This window comes from Streptomyces sp. YPW6 (genome assembly GCF_018866325.1).
GTDB lineage: Bacteria > Actinomycetota > Actinomycetes > Streptomycetales > Streptomycetaceae > Streptomyces.
Genome location: NZ_CP076457.1, coordinates 7635698 through 7649362 on the forward strand (window position 1 = coordinate 7635698; position 13665 = coordinate 7649362).

Below are 13665 nucleotides of genomic sequence, written 5' to 3' on the forward strand. Positions count from 1 at the left end.
CGGCTCCCCCTGTCCGGGGAGCCGCCGCGATCGGGGCCGGCCGCTTCAGCGGGTCAGGGTGAACACCTGGGCCGGGGAGCCGGAGCAGGGCTGCTGCGACAGCCTGGCCCCGTCGGCCGTCGAGGCGTTGTCGACGGCGAGGCACTTGCCGCTGTGGCGGGCGACGAAGCGGAACTGCCCGGCGCCGGCCAGGGCTTGCGGACGCCACTGCTGGTTGGCCCCACCCCCGTACGACCACAGGTGCACCCGGGTGCCGTCGGCGGTCGCCCCCGGCCCGCCGTCGACGTCCCAGGCCTTCGTGTTGTGCCGGTTCACCACCTGGTAGTGGCCCGTGTCGGTCGGCCTGAACTGCCAGCTCTGGTTGGCCCCGCTCCCGCAGGCCCACTGCTGCAGCGCGGTCCCGTCGGCCGTACCCCAGTCGGCCGCGTCGAGGCAGGCGCCGCTGTTGGCGTTGCGCACCTGGTACCAGGCGGCGGGGTCGACGGACCCCGCGGGAGGCTCGGTCGCTGCGCCGTCACCGTCCCAGGTGAAGGTCGCGACGGCCCCCGCGGGCAGGGTGTGGACGAGGGACCTGCCGTTGTCGGTCAGGGAGAACCGCTGCGCCCCCGAAGCGGTGTTGACGACCACGGCCGCCCGGCTGCCGTCGCTGTTGCGGAAGGCGACGTTCTGCACCCCGCCGGAGCCCTGGCTGGTGGACCCGATCCGCACCGCCCCCGGCTTGATGAACTTCGTGACGTGGCCGAGGACGTAGAACTCGGCGTTACGGGTCACCCGGCCGCCGTCGATCTCGACGACGCCGTTGCAGCGGTCGGCGCAGTGCCCCTGGTGGGGGCCGCCGTTCCGGTCGAGGGCGAGGTTCCAGTTGATGACCGTCTCGCCGCCGTTGCGCATGTTCCGCACGACGAGGTTCTCGGCGTGCCACCGGAGCGTGTCACCGAACGTCGTCGCCGGGTTCGCGCTGTCGGTGCCGGAGCACTCCGTGAAGAAGACCCGCTTCCCGGCGTCGGCGATCTGCTTCTGCGCGGCGGGCGCCCCGCCGTAGCAGTGGAACGCGGCCCCGATGATCCGCTGGATGCCGCCCGTCCGCGCGAAGACGTCCAGCGGGTAGTCCGGATGGTCCCAGTTGTGGTCGTAGGCCAGGATGTTGGTCGGCAGGTTCGCGGCGGTGAGCGTCCGGTCCAGGACCCGAAGGAAGTCCGCCTGCTGGGCCGAGGTCATGCTCATCGACGGGTAACCGGTCGCGAACTCCGGCTCGTTCTGCGCCGTGAGATCCGTGAGCGTGATGCCCTCCTGCCCGTACGCCCTGATCGCCTTGACCAGGTAGTCGGCGTAGGCCTGGTAGTGCTCGGTGCGCAGGCTCCCGCCGTTGAGCGAGTCGCCGGTCTTCATCCAGGCCGGGGGCGACCAGGGCGAGCCCATGAAGCGGATGGCCGGGTTGATGGCCGTGGCCTGCTTCAGGACCGGGATGATCTGGCTCCGGTCCCGGTCGATGGAGAAGGCGCCCCGGGTGTCCTCGTACGTGTACGGGTTCGCGTCCGCGTCGAAGTCGGTGCTGCCGAGCGGCTGGCGGAGGTAGCTGAGCCCGATGCCGTCGCCCTCCGTGGAGAAGAGCGACTTCAGCACCGTGGTGCGCTGTGCCGGGGGAAGCCCCTGGAGGAGGTGGGCGGACGCGCCGGTGACGGAGGCCCCCGCACCGGTGAACTGCTGTCCCCTGCTGTTCGCGTCGATCCGGATGTCGACCGCCTGCGGGGACCCGGTGAACGGGACGTTTCCCTCCGGGGTGAGCTTCCGGGACCCGTCGGGTGTGGTGACCCACACCTGTGCGACCGGGTCGGCCGCACGGGCGGCCGTGACGGTGCCGTCGACGGCGAGTGCGGCGACGGCCACGGCGAGCGCGGCGCCTGCCGCGCGTGCTCGCGAACGCAGGGATGCGGAGCTTGGCATGGTGGCGGCTCTCCTCGGGTTCGTACCTGCTGACAGGCGGCACCCCGCCGGACGGAGGGCGCGGCGGACACCTCGCTCCGGGCGTGCCGGTCGTATGAGGGCGGGACACCGGCATGAAAGCACACTCACTAAGTGGTTAGTAAGTAGGGGGATCCGGGGTTCTCGGGCTCAGCCCCGAAGATCTTCACCAGGACTGCGGCAGGCTTAAGCTGATCCGGTGAGCAACCAGTCAGTGAGCAGACCGGCACGAGGTCCGGCGCAACCCCGCACACCGCGCAGTCCCGAAGCCCGGCAGCGGCAGCAGGACATCCTGGCCATCGCCATGGACACCTTCGCGGCCCGGGGGTACAACAACGCCTCGCTCGCCGAGATCGCGGAGCGGGTCGGCCTCACCCAGGCAGGGGTGCTGCACTACTTCCGCTCCAAGGCCCTTCTCCTGACCAGCGTGCTCGAACTGCGCGACCAGCGGGACATCGAGCAGCTCGGCCCCGAACGCCCACAGGGGCTGGACTTCCTGCGCCACCTCGTGGACACCGCGCTGCGCAACGCGGAGCGCGAGGGCATCGTCCGCCTGTACGCGGTGCTCTCGGCGGAGTCCGTCACCGACGACCACCCCGCCCAGGACTACTTCCGCGACCGCTACGACGGGCTGCGCGCCTTCGTCGCCGATGCCCTGTGCGAGGCCTGCGAACTGCCCGCCGACCGCGCGGAGTCGGCCGGCAACGCGGCCAACGCCATCATCGCCGTCATGGACGGGCTTCAGGTCCAGTGGCTTCTGGCCCCGGACTCGGTGGACATGGCCGCCTCGACCGATCTCGTGGTCACCTCGCTGCTGGCGACCCTCGCCCCCGAACGTTTCGGCCCGCCCGCGGCAGGCTGAGGGCAGGGCGGACGCCCTTCGCCGCCCCGGGCGGCGGCTACGCGGAGGTGACCGGAGGCCGCGCGCCGCCGTGGCCCGTTGCCCGCGACTGCTCCTCCAGGGCCGCGAAGAGCCAGTCGTGGGCGGACCCGGGGGTCGGCTCGGGGGGACCGCCGGGAGCGCTGATCACCGCGGCCGTCAGCTCCCAGTACCGGTCGATGCGCGGATCGTCCGCGAGCCGTTCGGCCAGGACGCGGCGGAAGGCGGGCGTGTCCCGGGTGCCGTACGTGCTCGCGTACGCGTCCACGAAGCCGTCCAGGGCCTCACCGGGAGCGGGCGCCGCACCCCGGCGCAGTTCCGCGCCCGCCAGGTCGTAGGCCTCCGCCAGCCCCGCGTACAGCACGGCCGGCGCCCGGGATCCCGCGACGCCGTGCGCCCGGGGCTGACCGGCATCGGCCCCCGCCCCGCCGCAAGGACGGGTCACGAAGGCGTGCAGCCGGGCGAAGGCGAGGACCTGGGCCGGCCGCGGGTCGTCGGGCGGGGCCGGAACAGCGGCCTCCAGGAATGCCGTGACGGACCGGGCGGGCATCCGGGACGGCAGCCACGCCCGCCAGAACCGGGCCAGTGGGGCGGTGCTCGGCGGGGCGGCGACCGCCCCGACCAGCCGCAGCCGGGCGGGACGTTCGGCCGCCGGGCACTCCTGGACGAGCCTCAGCGCGGCCTCCCGCCAGCGCAGCGCGGCGCGTTCGGATCCGAGGCCCCTCAGCCGGCCGGCCACGGCGTCCTCCAGCGCACCGCCCGCCCCGGCCCCCTCCCGATCGCCCCGCGCGTCCAGCTCGTCGAGGATGCGCCGTACGTCGGGAAGCGGCAGGTCCAGGCCGCGCAGCGAGCGGATCATGCCCAGCCGCTGCACGGCGTCCGGACCGTATCTGCGATGCCCGCCGGCGCTCCGGGACGCCTCCGGCAGCAGCCCGCGGTCCGAGTAGAAGCGGACGGTCTTGACGCTGACGCCCAGGTGCTCGGCGAGTTCACCGATGGTGCACAGACCGTCGTGCGACGAGAACACTTGAACCTCCACCAGGGGGAGTTCCTACGGTACCGGCGAGCGCCACCGGGAGCTTTGGCCGGTGTGCGGAAGCCGGTGTGACGAGGAGGAACCATGACCGTATTCATTCTGGTGGCCGGGGTGTTCACCGGACCGCAGGTGTGGCGGGAAACCGCCGCCCGGCTGACGGCGGAAGGGGCCGGGGTCCGCACCGTGGCGCTCACCGGACCCGGCAGCCGCCCCGCCGACGGGGGAGGGGCCGTCGACCTGGAGACCCATATCGCGGACGTGACCGAGGTGATCGACTCGGTGGTCGGCGCATCACGGCCCGGTGCGGAGATCGTCCTCGTCGGGCACGACTACGGCATCCACCCGGTGCTCGGTGCGGCCGACCGCCGCCCCCGGTCGATCGCCCGGATCGTGCACCTGGACGCCGGGATGCCGCAGGACGGCGTCCCCGCACTGGCGGCCGTGCCCGACCCTCTCCTGCGGGAGGAGGCGGTGGAGCGCGCCGCCGCGGCCGGGGGAGGGGCGGCGGGAGGTGAACTGCCGCCACCGGCGCGGGAGGAGTGGTCCCGCTGGGGGAGTACCGCGGGCCTCTCCGACGCGGCGCTCGACGGCCTCACCGCCCTCGCGGCGCCGCAGCCGCTGGGCACCCTGCTCCAGCCGCTGCGGCTCACCGGCGCCGTGGCCGCGGTGCCCTCGACGGGAGTGCTGTGCACCGCCAACGGGCCGGGCGTCGAGATGCTCCAGGTCATGGTGGACGTCGGCACTCCCGCCGTCCGGGCGCTCGCCGACGCCCGGGTCACCTTCTTCGAACTGTCCACGGGACACTGGCCGATGCTCTCCTGCCCCGGCGAGCTGGCCGAGGCCCTGATCGAGGCCGCGGCCGGTGGGGGACGCCTGCTCACCCCCGCCGGCTCCGGCCGTACGCCCGCCCATCTGCGGCCGTTCCTCCTCGACGTACCCGAACGCCCCCGTGAGCGCACCAGGAACACCGACCTGTACCTGCCGGACGGTCCGGGGCCGCACCCGGCCGTGGTGTTCGTGCACGGCGGCCCGGTGCCTGCCGAGGCGAGGCCCACGCCCCGGGACTGGCCGACCCTGACGGGGTACGCACGCCATGTGGCCGGTCAGGGCGTCGTGGGGGTGACGCTCGACCACCGTCTGCACGCCGTGACCGACTACGGCCGGGCCGCCGAGGACGTGGCCGACGCCGTGGAGCGGGTGCGCGCCGACCCACGGGTGGACGCGGACCGGGTCGCCCTGTGGTTCTTCTCGGGCGGGGGTCCGATGACGGCGCGGTGGCTGGCCGACCCGCCGGGGTGGCTGCGCTGCGTGGCCGCGAACTACCCGATCCTCGCGCCGCTGCCGGGCTGGGGGCTGACCGGCTCCCGTTTCCACCCCGCCCGGGTGCTCTCCCGGGCCGGCCGCCTTCCCGTCGTTCTGGTGCGGGCGGGCCGGGAGAGCGCCGAGATCGCCGCGACCGTCGAGGGGTTCGTGGCCGAGGCCGCGCGCTGCGGCGCGAACCTGGAGATCGTCGACGTCCCCGAGGGGCGGCACGGCTTCGAGACGCTCGACCCGGTCGACGGGGCGCGCGAGGCCGTCCACCGCGCGGTGGGTGCGGTGCTCGCCCGCCTGAAGGGATAGAGGAACCGGACCGCGGCTCCCCAGGAGCCGCGGCCCGGTCTGCCGCCTTCTGGGCGGGCCGCCGGCGGGGACGGCTACTCGACGATCAGCTGGACGTCGATGTTGCCCCGGGTGGCCTTGGAGTACGGGCAGTAGGCGTGGGTGGCCTCGACCAGCTTCTGTCCCGTCTCGCCCGCGAGGGAGTCGGGGAGCTCCACGCGCATGACGACCGCGAGCCCGAAGCCGTCGCCGTCCTTGCCGATGGACACTTCGGCGGTCACGGAGGCGTCCTTGGTGTCGACCTTCATCTCACGGCCGACCGCTGCCATCGCGCTGGCGAAGCAGGCCGCGTATCCGGCGGCGAACAGCTGCTCGGGGTTGGTGCCCTCGCCGTTGCCGCCGAGGGCCGGGGGCATGGCCAGCGGCAGGTCGAGCCGGCCGTCCGAGCTGACGGCGCGGCCCTCGCGGCCGTTGGCGGTGGCGGCGGCGGTGTACAACGCGTCCATGAAATGACCCTCCTCTGGAGCCCCGGCCCGGCTGGCCGCGGCTGCGAACCCAACCATTGCACACGATTAAGTTGTGCACAACCAAATGCGGTGAGCGGCGGTACGCTGGTGCCATGACCCCTGCTCCGAGCGCCTCGTCCGATCTGACCGCCGTCCCCGATACGGAGCTGCTGCGGCTGGATCACCAGGTGTGCTTCTCGCTCCACGCCGCCTCGCGGGCCTTCGGCGGCTACTACCGGCGGGCTCTGAAGGACCTCGGTCTCACCTACCCGCAGTACTTGGTCATGCTGGTTCTCTGGGAGCGGGGGCCGCAGTCGGTCAAGGTCATCGGGGAGCGGCTCCATCTGGACTCGGGGACCCTGTCGCCCCTGCTGAAGCGACTGGAGAGCGCGGGGATGGTCTGGCGCGAGCGCAGCCGTGAGGACGAGCGCTCCGTCGTGATCGACCTGACCGACGAGGGCGCGGCGCTGCGCGAGCGCGCCCTGTCCGTCCCGCGCGGGGTGCTCGCCGCCACGGGGCTGTCGCTGGAGGAGGTCCTCGGGCTGCAGGAACTCCTGCGCCGGGTCACAGGGGCGCTGGGGGAGGCGGTCGAGGGTGAGTGAACGGAAAGCGGGCGGCTGATACGCCGGACCGTCGGTCATGGCCCGGTCCCGCACGCGGGGCCGCCCCGACGTGCGACTGCCGATCGTGCGCTCAGCTGCCGGACGCCTCGGCGGTACCGCCGCCCCCGGCGCGGAAGTTCCACGCCTCGATGTCGCGGTAGCGGATCGGCCCCGGGCCGCGGCCCACGTTGCTGCCGACCAGATGGAGGCGCCCGGCCTCCCAGTCCCGGCCGGTGAACGCCGCGAGTGACGACGCGGCCTCCACCGTGTCCGCGTGGTCGCCCCGGCAGGACCGGGCCAGCGTCAGATGCGGACGGAGCGGCCGCTCGGGGAAGGAGACTCCGCACTCCCTGACGAGGGTGCGTACGTCGACGGCGAGGCGGTGCAGCCCTTCGAGGTCCCCCGTCACGCCGGTCCACAACACCCGCTCGTCGAAGTGCCCGCCGCCGCGCAGCGCCAGCCGCAACGGGCGTCGCCGGGCCGCGAGCCCGGCGAGCGGAGGCATCAGGGGCGGGACGGCCGTGACGGGGAGTTCCCCGAGGAACGCCAGTGTGATGTGCCAGGCCTCGATGCGGTTCCACCGCATGCGCGGGTAGGCGTCATAGGCCGGACGGAGTACCAGCTCCAGCTCTTCCTTCGCGTCGTCGGGCGGGGCGAGCGCCAGGAAGACGCGGGTCGTCAGGGCCCGGACGGCTTCGTCCGCGGGGTGGCCGGTCACGGCTTCGAGCGGTTCGTTCACCTGCCGTACCGTACGTGCCGGCCACCCCTCCACCGCGACGCGGGGCGGGCGAGGGGCTCCGGCGAGCGCCGGCCGGGACCCGCCGCCGCGCCGGCAGCTCCGTACGGTACGGGCCCCCTCACCGTGCGCATTTGCGCCAAAGGCATAGGCTCATGCCCATGACGCAAGAAGACGGTGAGCTGGACAGCCTGGTACGCAAACGGATCCGCGCCCTGCGGGTGGCCCAGGGCTGGTCCCTGGAGGAGCTGGCCGCCCGGGCGAAGGTCAGCCAGTCCACGCTCAGCCGCATCGAGAACGGCCGGCGCCGACTGGCCCTGGACCAGCTCGTCACGCTCGCCCGCGCCCTGGACACCTCGCTCGACCGGCTCGTCGAGACCGCCTCCGATGACATCGTCTCCCATCCGATGATCGACGGAGCGCGCGGCCAGATGCGGTGGCCCATCAAGGCGGAGCCCGGCATGACGGTCATCCGCCAGCGCATGACCGAGCCACCGCCCGACCACCCCTCCCACCTGCGCGCGCATCCGGGGCGGGAATGGCTCGTCGTCCTGTCCGGCACCGCGATCCTGCTCCTGGGCAACCGGCGTCTGCGGATCGAGACGAACCAGGCGGCGGAGTTCCCCACGATGCTTCCGCACGCGATCGGCGCCGAGGGCGGTCCGTGCGAGCTGCTGGGCATCTTCGACCGGGACGCCCGCCGCGGCCACCAGCGCGCGGAAGACGGGGAGGAGGTGAACCGCCTGTCCCCACCCGGCCGGCGTCCGACGTGACGAGTACCGGCGCGCCAGGCGCGAGCCACGCCAGGAGGGGGCATACGTGAACCCGGGTCGAACACGACGCCCGGCGGGCCGCGTTCGCCATCGCCCGGTCGGCCGCCGGGGTGCGGGAAGTGCCGGAACGTCATGTCCGGCGGCGGGCGTTGAGCCGCGCGGCCTGGCGCGTCAGATGGTCGCGCTCGGCGAGCGTCGGCGCCTTGTGGGCAGCCTCCGCGTACAGCCGCGCGGCCGTCGGCAGGTCGCCGTCCCGTTCGTGCAGATACGCCGCGACCGCCGTATGGCGGGGCAACGAGTCGCTCAGCGTGGCGAGTTCGGCCAGCCCGGCGCGTGGACCGTCGGCCTCGCCGACAGCCACCGCCCGGTTGAGCCGGACGACCGGGCTGTCCGTCAGGCCCGCCAACTCGTCGTACCACTCCACGATCTGCACCCAGTCGGTCTCCTCGGCGGTCGGCGCGTCCGCGTGGAGCGCCGCGACGGCTGCCTGCGCCTGGTATTCGCCCAGCCGGTCCCGGGCGAGGGCCGCCTGCAGAATCTCCACACCCTCGGCGATCATTCCGGTGTCCCACCGCCCCCGGTCCTGCTCCGCGAGCGGCACCAGGCTTCCGTCGGGCGCGGTCCGGGAGGCGCGCCGGGCATGGTGGAGCAGCATGAGGGCGAGCAGCCCCGCCACCTCCGGGTGGTCGATCGCGGCCGCGAGCTGCCGGGTGAGCCGGATCGCCTCCGCGGCGAGGTCGAGATCCCCGGAATAGCCCTCGTTGAACACCAGATACAGCACGCGCAGCACGGTGGAGACATCGCCGGGCCGGTCGAACCGCACACCGGAGACGGTGCGCTTCGCCCGGCTGATCCGCTGCGCCATGGTCGCCTCGGGCACCAGGTACGCCCGGGCGATCTGGCGGGTCGTGAGCCCGCCGACGGCGCGCAGCGTGAGCGCGACCGCCGACGACGGCGTCAGCGAGGGGTGGGCGCACAGGAAGTAGAGCTGGAGCGTGTCGTCCACCGTCGGCGCGGGACCCGGCACGGGTTCCTCATCGAGGCGGTCCTCGCGGCGGCGCCGGGAGACGTCCGCCCGGGTCGCGTCGAGGAACCGCCGCCAGGCCACGGTGACCAGCCAGCCCTTGGGGTCCCGCGGCGCGTCGCCCGGCCATACGCGGACCGCCTCCACCAGAGCGTCCTGCACGGCGTCCTCGGCCGCCGCGAAGTCGGCTCCGCGGCGGACGAGGACGGCGAGCACGCTCGGGGTGAGACTTCGCAGCAGGAGCTCGTCCATCGGGACGTCACTCCGTGACGGTGGGCGGCGCGGTCAGGAACGGGCGCACCTCCAGCCACTCGTGGATCGGCTTCCCGCCCGCCCCGGGAGCGGCGGACAGCTCCCCGGCCAGCTCGACGGCCCGGTCGTGGCTGTCCACGTCGATGATCATCCAGCCGGCGATGAGATCCTTCGTCTCGGCGAACGGCCCGTCGGTCACCGGCGGGCGGCCCTCACCGTCGTACCGGACCCACGAGCCCTCGGGGGCGAGCGCCTGACCGTCGACGTACTCCCCGGACTTCTCCAACCGGTCCGCGAAGTCCTGCATGTACTGCATGTGCGCCGAGATCTCCTCGGGCGTCCACCGGTCCATCGGCACGTCGTTGACCGCTGCCGGGGCGCCGCGGTAGTGCTTGAGCAGCAGATACTTGGCCATGATGTCTCTCCTCGGTACTGGGCGGCCCCTTCCGGCCGCTGTCACTACGGGGACGGAGCCGGATCCGGGTTCTCGACATCGTCGCCCGGAACTTTCCGGCTTCTCCCCACGGGGCCGGGGCAGGGTACGCACGGGACCGCGATCTCACTGTTCACGCAGGCCCCACGGCGACCCGTACGCGACGAGCAGATCGAGGAACGGCCGGGGGTCCAGCGCCTCCGCGCCGAGCACACCTCTGCCGCTCCAGACACCGCCCGCCACCAGCTCCAGGGCGATCACCGGGTTGACCGCCGTCTGCCAGACCACGGCCTGGGAGCCGTACTCGCGCATCGACCACTCATTGTCGACCACGTGGTAGAGGTACACCTCGCGGGGCGCGCCGTCCTTCGTGCCCTTCACCCACGTACCGGCACAGGTCTTTCCCCGCATCAGTTCGCCCAGGGAGGCCGGGTCGGGCAGGCACGCCGCGACCACGTCACGGGGCGACACGGCGCCACCGGGCACGCTCACCTTGTCCGTGCGGTCGAGGCCCAGCCGGTGCAGGGTCTTGAGGGTCTCGATGAACTCCTCTCCCAGCCCGTACTTGAACGTGACGCGACGGGACTCCACCCAGCGCGGGATCAGCAGGACCTCCTCGTGCTCGACGTTGACGCACTCCACCGGACCGATGCCCTCGGGGAAGTCGAAGACCTCCGGTTCGCTGAACGGCGCCGTGGTGAACCAGCCCCGGTCCTTCTCCCAGATGACCGGTGGGTTGAGGCACTCCTCGATGGTCGTCCAGATCGAGAACGACGGGGCGAAGTCATAGCCCTCGACGGTGAGGTTCGCACCGTCCCGGACGCCGATCTCCTCGATCTCGTCGAACAACTCGTCCGCCGCGTAACGGGCGAAGACATCGGAGAGCCCCGGCTCGACGCCCACCCCGACGAGCGCGAGCCGTCCCGACTCCTCCCACGCCGCGGCACGCTCGAACTGCCCGTCGCCGAGCTTGACCCCGCACTCCTCGTACGGGCGTTCCGGGTGAGGGGAGGACAGGGACATGGCCATGTCCAGATAGTCGGCCCCGGCGTCCAGCGCCGCGTCGAACAACGGCATCACGAAGCGCGGGTCGGTGGCGTTCACGAGGATGTCGCACCGCTGCTCGGCGATCAGGGCGGCGACCGCCGCCCGGTCCGAGGCATCGACGCGCAGCGCGGTGAACCTCGCCCCGTCGTCGCCGAGCGCGGCCACCGCCGCCTGGGCCCGGGAGAGGTCGTAGTCGGTGACGACCATGTGGTCGAAGAAGGAGCGGCGGGCGGCGATTCTGGTGATCGCCGTGCCCACGCCACCTGCGCCGACGAGGAGTACACGCATGGCGGATGTGCCTTTCGTCGAGGGGCCCGGCATTACGGGCCGGTGCCCTTGGGTTCGTCCATGAAAGGGGCGCACTTGAGTAACGTCAACGCCGTTGGCATAAGATGGGCGGACCCGGCAGGCACCGCCGCGCGGGTGTCGGGAGAGGGGAGAGGCGCCGATGGCGAAGAAGGTGGTCCCGGAGGAGGAGCGACGGCGCAGGCGGCCGACACGCCAGGGCGTGGTCGTCACCCAGCACCTGATCGTCGAGACCGCCCTGCGGATGCTCCACGAACACGGCAGGGACGGACTGACCGTGCGCCGCCTGGGCCTCGCCCTCGGAGCCGACCCGAGCACGCTCTACCGCTACTTCCGCGGCATCGACGACCTGACCCTGGCCATCGCCGACGAACTGATCGGACGCGCGATGCGCGGCTGGCGGGCCACCGGACAGTGGCGCACGGACCTGCGCGAGATCGGCCTGCGCATCCACACCGCCTACCTGGCCCACCCGGAAGCCGCGGTGCTGACCGCCAGCCGGGTCAGCGGTCGGACCAACGAGATCGCCGGTGACGAGACGGTCCTGGGCATCCTGCGATCGACCGGACTGCCCGGCCCGGACGTCGTACGGATCTACCAGGCTTTCGTCGACCAGGCGCTCGCCTTCGCCGCCCTGGACGCCGCGAGCCTCGCCCTGCCCGAAGCGGCCCGCGCCGCCGACGAACAGGTCTGGCACGCCACCTACGCCGAACTGCCGGCGACGACCCACCCGAACATCGCCGCCCTCGCACCGCTGCTGGTCGCGAGAATGAACGACAGCGCGTACCCCACGGCCCTGGAGATGCTGCTCGACAGCGCCGAGGCGAGCGTCGGGCGTGCGCGGCGCGGCAGCGACCCGGACAACACCTGAACCCGGGCACGTAAGCGGCTCCACCGCGGCCCGCCCGAAGGCGTCCGCCGTGACGCGGAAGCCCTCCAGCCCCGAGCCGCGCCCCTACCTTGATCACCGCGGAGCTGATCCGCCGGCCGGAGCACACAGGGCCGAAGCACACAGAGGCCGGCACAAGACCGGATACCACGATTTATATTGACTCAATGCGATCTGCTCCTTGGTGGGCCTTGGTCTCCTCCGGGTGCGCTCCCGTTCTGCTCGTCGGCTCCTGGATGATTGCCCAGCTGCGCCAGGGACCGGCGTACGATCCCGCGACGGAGACGCTGAGCGTGCTCGCCTCCTACGGCGCCACCAGCTACTGGCTGATGACAGGAATGCTGCTGGTGCTGGGGACGTGTTACGTGGCGACGGCGCACGCGCTCCGGCAGGCCGCGCTCCCCGGCCGGGTGGCCCTGGCCGGCGGCGGCCTGGCGGCGCTGGCCCTGACGCTGGTGCCCGCCCCGAGCAGCGGCGGGGCGCTGGAGCACGGGGCGGTGGCCACGGTGGGCGTCGTGCTGCTGGCGGTGTGGCCACCGTTGGCCGCCACCCGGGGCGGGAGACCGGTGCCGTGGGGGCTGCGCCTGGATGTGTCGCTCGCCGCGAGCGCGCTCATGTTCGCGAGTGCCCTGTGGTTCCTGGCGGAGCTCCAGAGCGCACGGGCCCCTGGCGTCGCCGAGCGCGTCGTGACGTTTCTTCAGGCGTTGTGGCCCTTTCTGGTGGTCCTCTCCTGCCGCCGAGGCATCGCCCCCGGGCCCCCGGGGTGAATCCCGGGCGGGCAGCCGGATCTACGGGGCCGCCCGGCGCCGCAGCCACGCGCTGATGACCGCGTAGTCGACGTCCCTGAGCCCCTGCCGCGGCTCCACCCGGTGGAGCAGGGCGGGGCCCGAGTGGTGGACGGCGACCCAGGACCGGTCGGTGCCGGTGATCTCGTCATCGACCCAGACGAAGGGCCGGCCGGCGGCCCGGGCGACGAGGGTGCGGGTCTTCCAGTGCAGCCCGATTCGCACATCCTCTTCCTCCTCGTCACCGACGGCGCCCTCTGCCTCGGGGGACGACGGCAGGCCGAGGACCGGCAACGACGGCAGGCCGATCCGGGGAGCTACCCAGGTGTTCGCGTCCTCCATCCATGTGGTCGCCCAGACCAGCTCGCAGGGCAGAGCCGTGAGCCGGCACCCGTGCTGGGGATTGATCCTGGCCAGAAGCGGGTTCTCCCGGGTGCCCGGGGCATCGGGGCCCGTCTCGTAGGTCGGGTACGGGCGGGAAGCACCGAAGGGGATGAGCGGTCCGTCGACATCGAGGAACAGCAGCGGCCGCTGGTCTGCAAGGGTCACGCGGGCACCCTAGCGATACGGGAAGGTTGAGGTGAGGGGCTCGACCCACACGTTCCGGTAGCGGATCCTGCTGCCGTGGTCCTGAAGCCTGATCGCCCTGCGGCCGTCCCCTCGGCTGCGCTACCCCCCGGTGGGTCCGTCGACGGCGACGTCGTCGAGGACGGTGACGCCGTGGACCACGTCTCCCGGTCGGTGGTGGGGAGCAGCTCGGTCCGGCGCACCTTCTCCCCGTCGACGTGGCTGCTCACCGCCTTCGTGCCGGGTGCCGGGTTCGGACCGTTGGAGT

The 13665-nt window shown here is 72.8% G+C and carries 14 protein-coding genes; 6 read left to right on the top strand and 8 right to left on the bottom strand.

Features of this window, described 5'->3' with window-relative positions:
• Nucleotides 1-45: 45 nt before the first annotated feature.
• Entirely contained in the window at nucleotides 46-1944 is a 1899-nt protein-coding gene (locus tag KME66_RS33420) for an RICIN domain-containing protein (RefSeq protein ID WP_216328913.1), read from the bottom strand.
• 217 nt (nucleotides 1945-2161) lie between these two features.
• On the opposite strand from KME66_RS33420, the gene KME66_RS33425 reads away from it, so the two are divergent.
• A complete protein-coding gene (locus KME66_RS33425) occupies nucleotides 2162-2824 on the top strand; it encodes a TetR/AcrR family transcriptional regulator (protein WP_301184509.1) in 663 nt (220 codons plus the stop codon).
• A gap of 37 nt (nucleotides 2825-2861) precedes the next feature.
• Here the strand turns inward: KME66_RS33425 and KME66_RS33430 are convergent, their stop codons facing one another.
• Nucleotides 2862-3869 (bottom strand): MerR family transcriptional regulator, encoded by a 1008-nt coding sequence (locus tag KME66_RS33430; protein ID WP_216328915.1) that lies wholly within the window; start codon nucleotides 3867-3869, stop codon nucleotides 2862-2864.
• Between the two features lie 93 nt (nucleotides 3870-3962).
• On the opposite strand from KME66_RS33430, the gene KME66_RS33435 reads away from it, so the two are divergent.
• Nucleotides 3963-5498 carry an alpha/beta fold hydrolase gene (locus KME66_RS33435; RefSeq protein ID WP_216328917.1) on the top strand — a complete coding sequence of 512 codons (1536 nt, stop codon included), beginning with the start codon at nucleotides 3963-3965 and terminating at the stop codon, nucleotides 5496-5498.
• A gap of 74 nt (nucleotides 5499-5572) precedes the next feature.
• Here KME66_RS33435 and KME66_RS33440 read toward each other — a convergent pair whose 3' ends face one another.
• A complete protein-coding gene (locus KME66_RS33440) occupies nucleotides 5573-5983 on the bottom strand; it encodes an Ohr family peroxiredoxin (protein ID WP_073223895.1) in 411 nt (136 codons plus the stop codon).
• Nucleotides 5984-6096: 113 nt separating this feature from the next.
• Between KME66_RS33440 and KME66_RS33445 the strand changes: the two genes are divergently transcribed.
• Nucleotides 6097-6585: a MarR family winged helix-turn-helix transcriptional regulator gene (locus KME66_RS33445; RefSeq protein ID WP_216328919.1), complete on the top strand. Its 489-nt coding sequence runs from the start codon at nucleotides 6097-6099 to the stop codon at nucleotides 6583-6585.
• Nucleotides 6586-6676: 91 nt separating this feature from the next.
• Here KME66_RS33445 and thpR read toward each other — a convergent pair whose 3' ends face one another.
• Nucleotides 6677-7324 (bottom strand): RNA 2',3'-cyclic phosphodiesterase, encoded by a 648-nt coding sequence (gene thpR, locus KME66_RS33450; RefSeq protein WP_216328920.1) that lies wholly within the window; start codon nucleotides 7322-7324, stop codon nucleotides 6677-6679.
• A gap of 158 nt (nucleotides 7325-7482) precedes the next feature.
• Between thpR and KME66_RS33455 the strand changes: the two genes are divergently transcribed.
• Nucleotides 7483-8094: a helix-turn-helix domain-containing protein gene (locus KME66_RS33455; protein ID WP_216328922.1), complete on the top strand. Its 612-nt coding sequence runs from the start codon at nucleotides 7483-7485 to the stop codon at nucleotides 8092-8094.
• A 130-nt stretch (nucleotides 8095-8224) separates the two neighbouring features.
• Here KME66_RS33455 and KME66_RS33460 read toward each other — a convergent pair whose 3' ends face one another.
• The 3 genes from KME66_RS33460 to KME66_RS33470 all read right to left on the bottom strand — a co-directional run bounded on the left by KME66_RS33460 (nucleotide 8225) and on the right by KME66_RS33470 (nucleotide 11138).
• Nucleotides 8225-9370: a DUF6596 domain-containing protein gene (locus tag KME66_RS33460; RefSeq protein WP_216328926.1), complete on the bottom strand. Its 1146-nt coding sequence runs from the start codon at nucleotides 9368-9370 to the stop codon at nucleotides 8225-8227.
• Between the two features lie 7 nt (nucleotides 9371-9377).
• Nucleotides 9378-9785: a YciI family protein gene (locus tag KME66_RS33465; RefSeq protein WP_073223890.1), complete on the bottom strand. Its 408-nt coding sequence runs from the start codon at nucleotides 9783-9785 to the stop codon at nucleotides 9378-9380.
• Between the two features lie 144 nt (nucleotides 9786-9929).
• Nucleotides 9930-11138 carry a saccharopine dehydrogenase C-terminal domain-containing protein gene (locus KME66_RS33470; RefSeq protein WP_216328928.1) on the bottom strand — a complete coding sequence of 403 codons (1209 nt, stop codon included), beginning with the start codon at nucleotides 11136-11138 and terminating at the stop codon, nucleotides 9930-9932.
• 160 nt (nucleotides 11139-11298) lie between these two features.
• Here KME66_RS33470 and KME66_RS33475 point away from each other — a divergent pair, with 160 nt between their 5' ends.
• The gene (locus KME66_RS33475; protein WP_073223888.1) at nucleotides 11299-12027 is read left to right on the top strand and encodes a TetR/AcrR family transcriptional regulator; all 729 of its coding nucleotides are present in this window, start codon (nucleotides 11299-11301) and stop codon (nucleotides 12025-12027) included.
• 185 nt (nucleotides 12028-12212) lie between these two features.
• Nucleotides 12213-12812 (top strand): DUF998 domain-containing protein, encoded by a 600-nt coding sequence (locus KME66_RS33480; RefSeq protein ID WP_216328930.1) that lies wholly within the window; start codon nucleotides 12213-12215, stop codon nucleotides 12810-12812.
• 21 nt (nucleotides 12813-12833) lie between these two features.
• On the opposite strand, the gene KME66_RS33485 is transcribed toward KME66_RS33480, so the two are convergent.
• Nucleotides 12834-13379, bottom strand: a complete 546-nt coding sequence (locus KME66_RS33485) for an HAD domain-containing protein (protein WP_216328932.1) — start codon at nucleotides 13377-13379, stop codon at nucleotides 12834-12836.
• Nucleotides 13380-13665 lie beyond the last annotated feature (286 nt).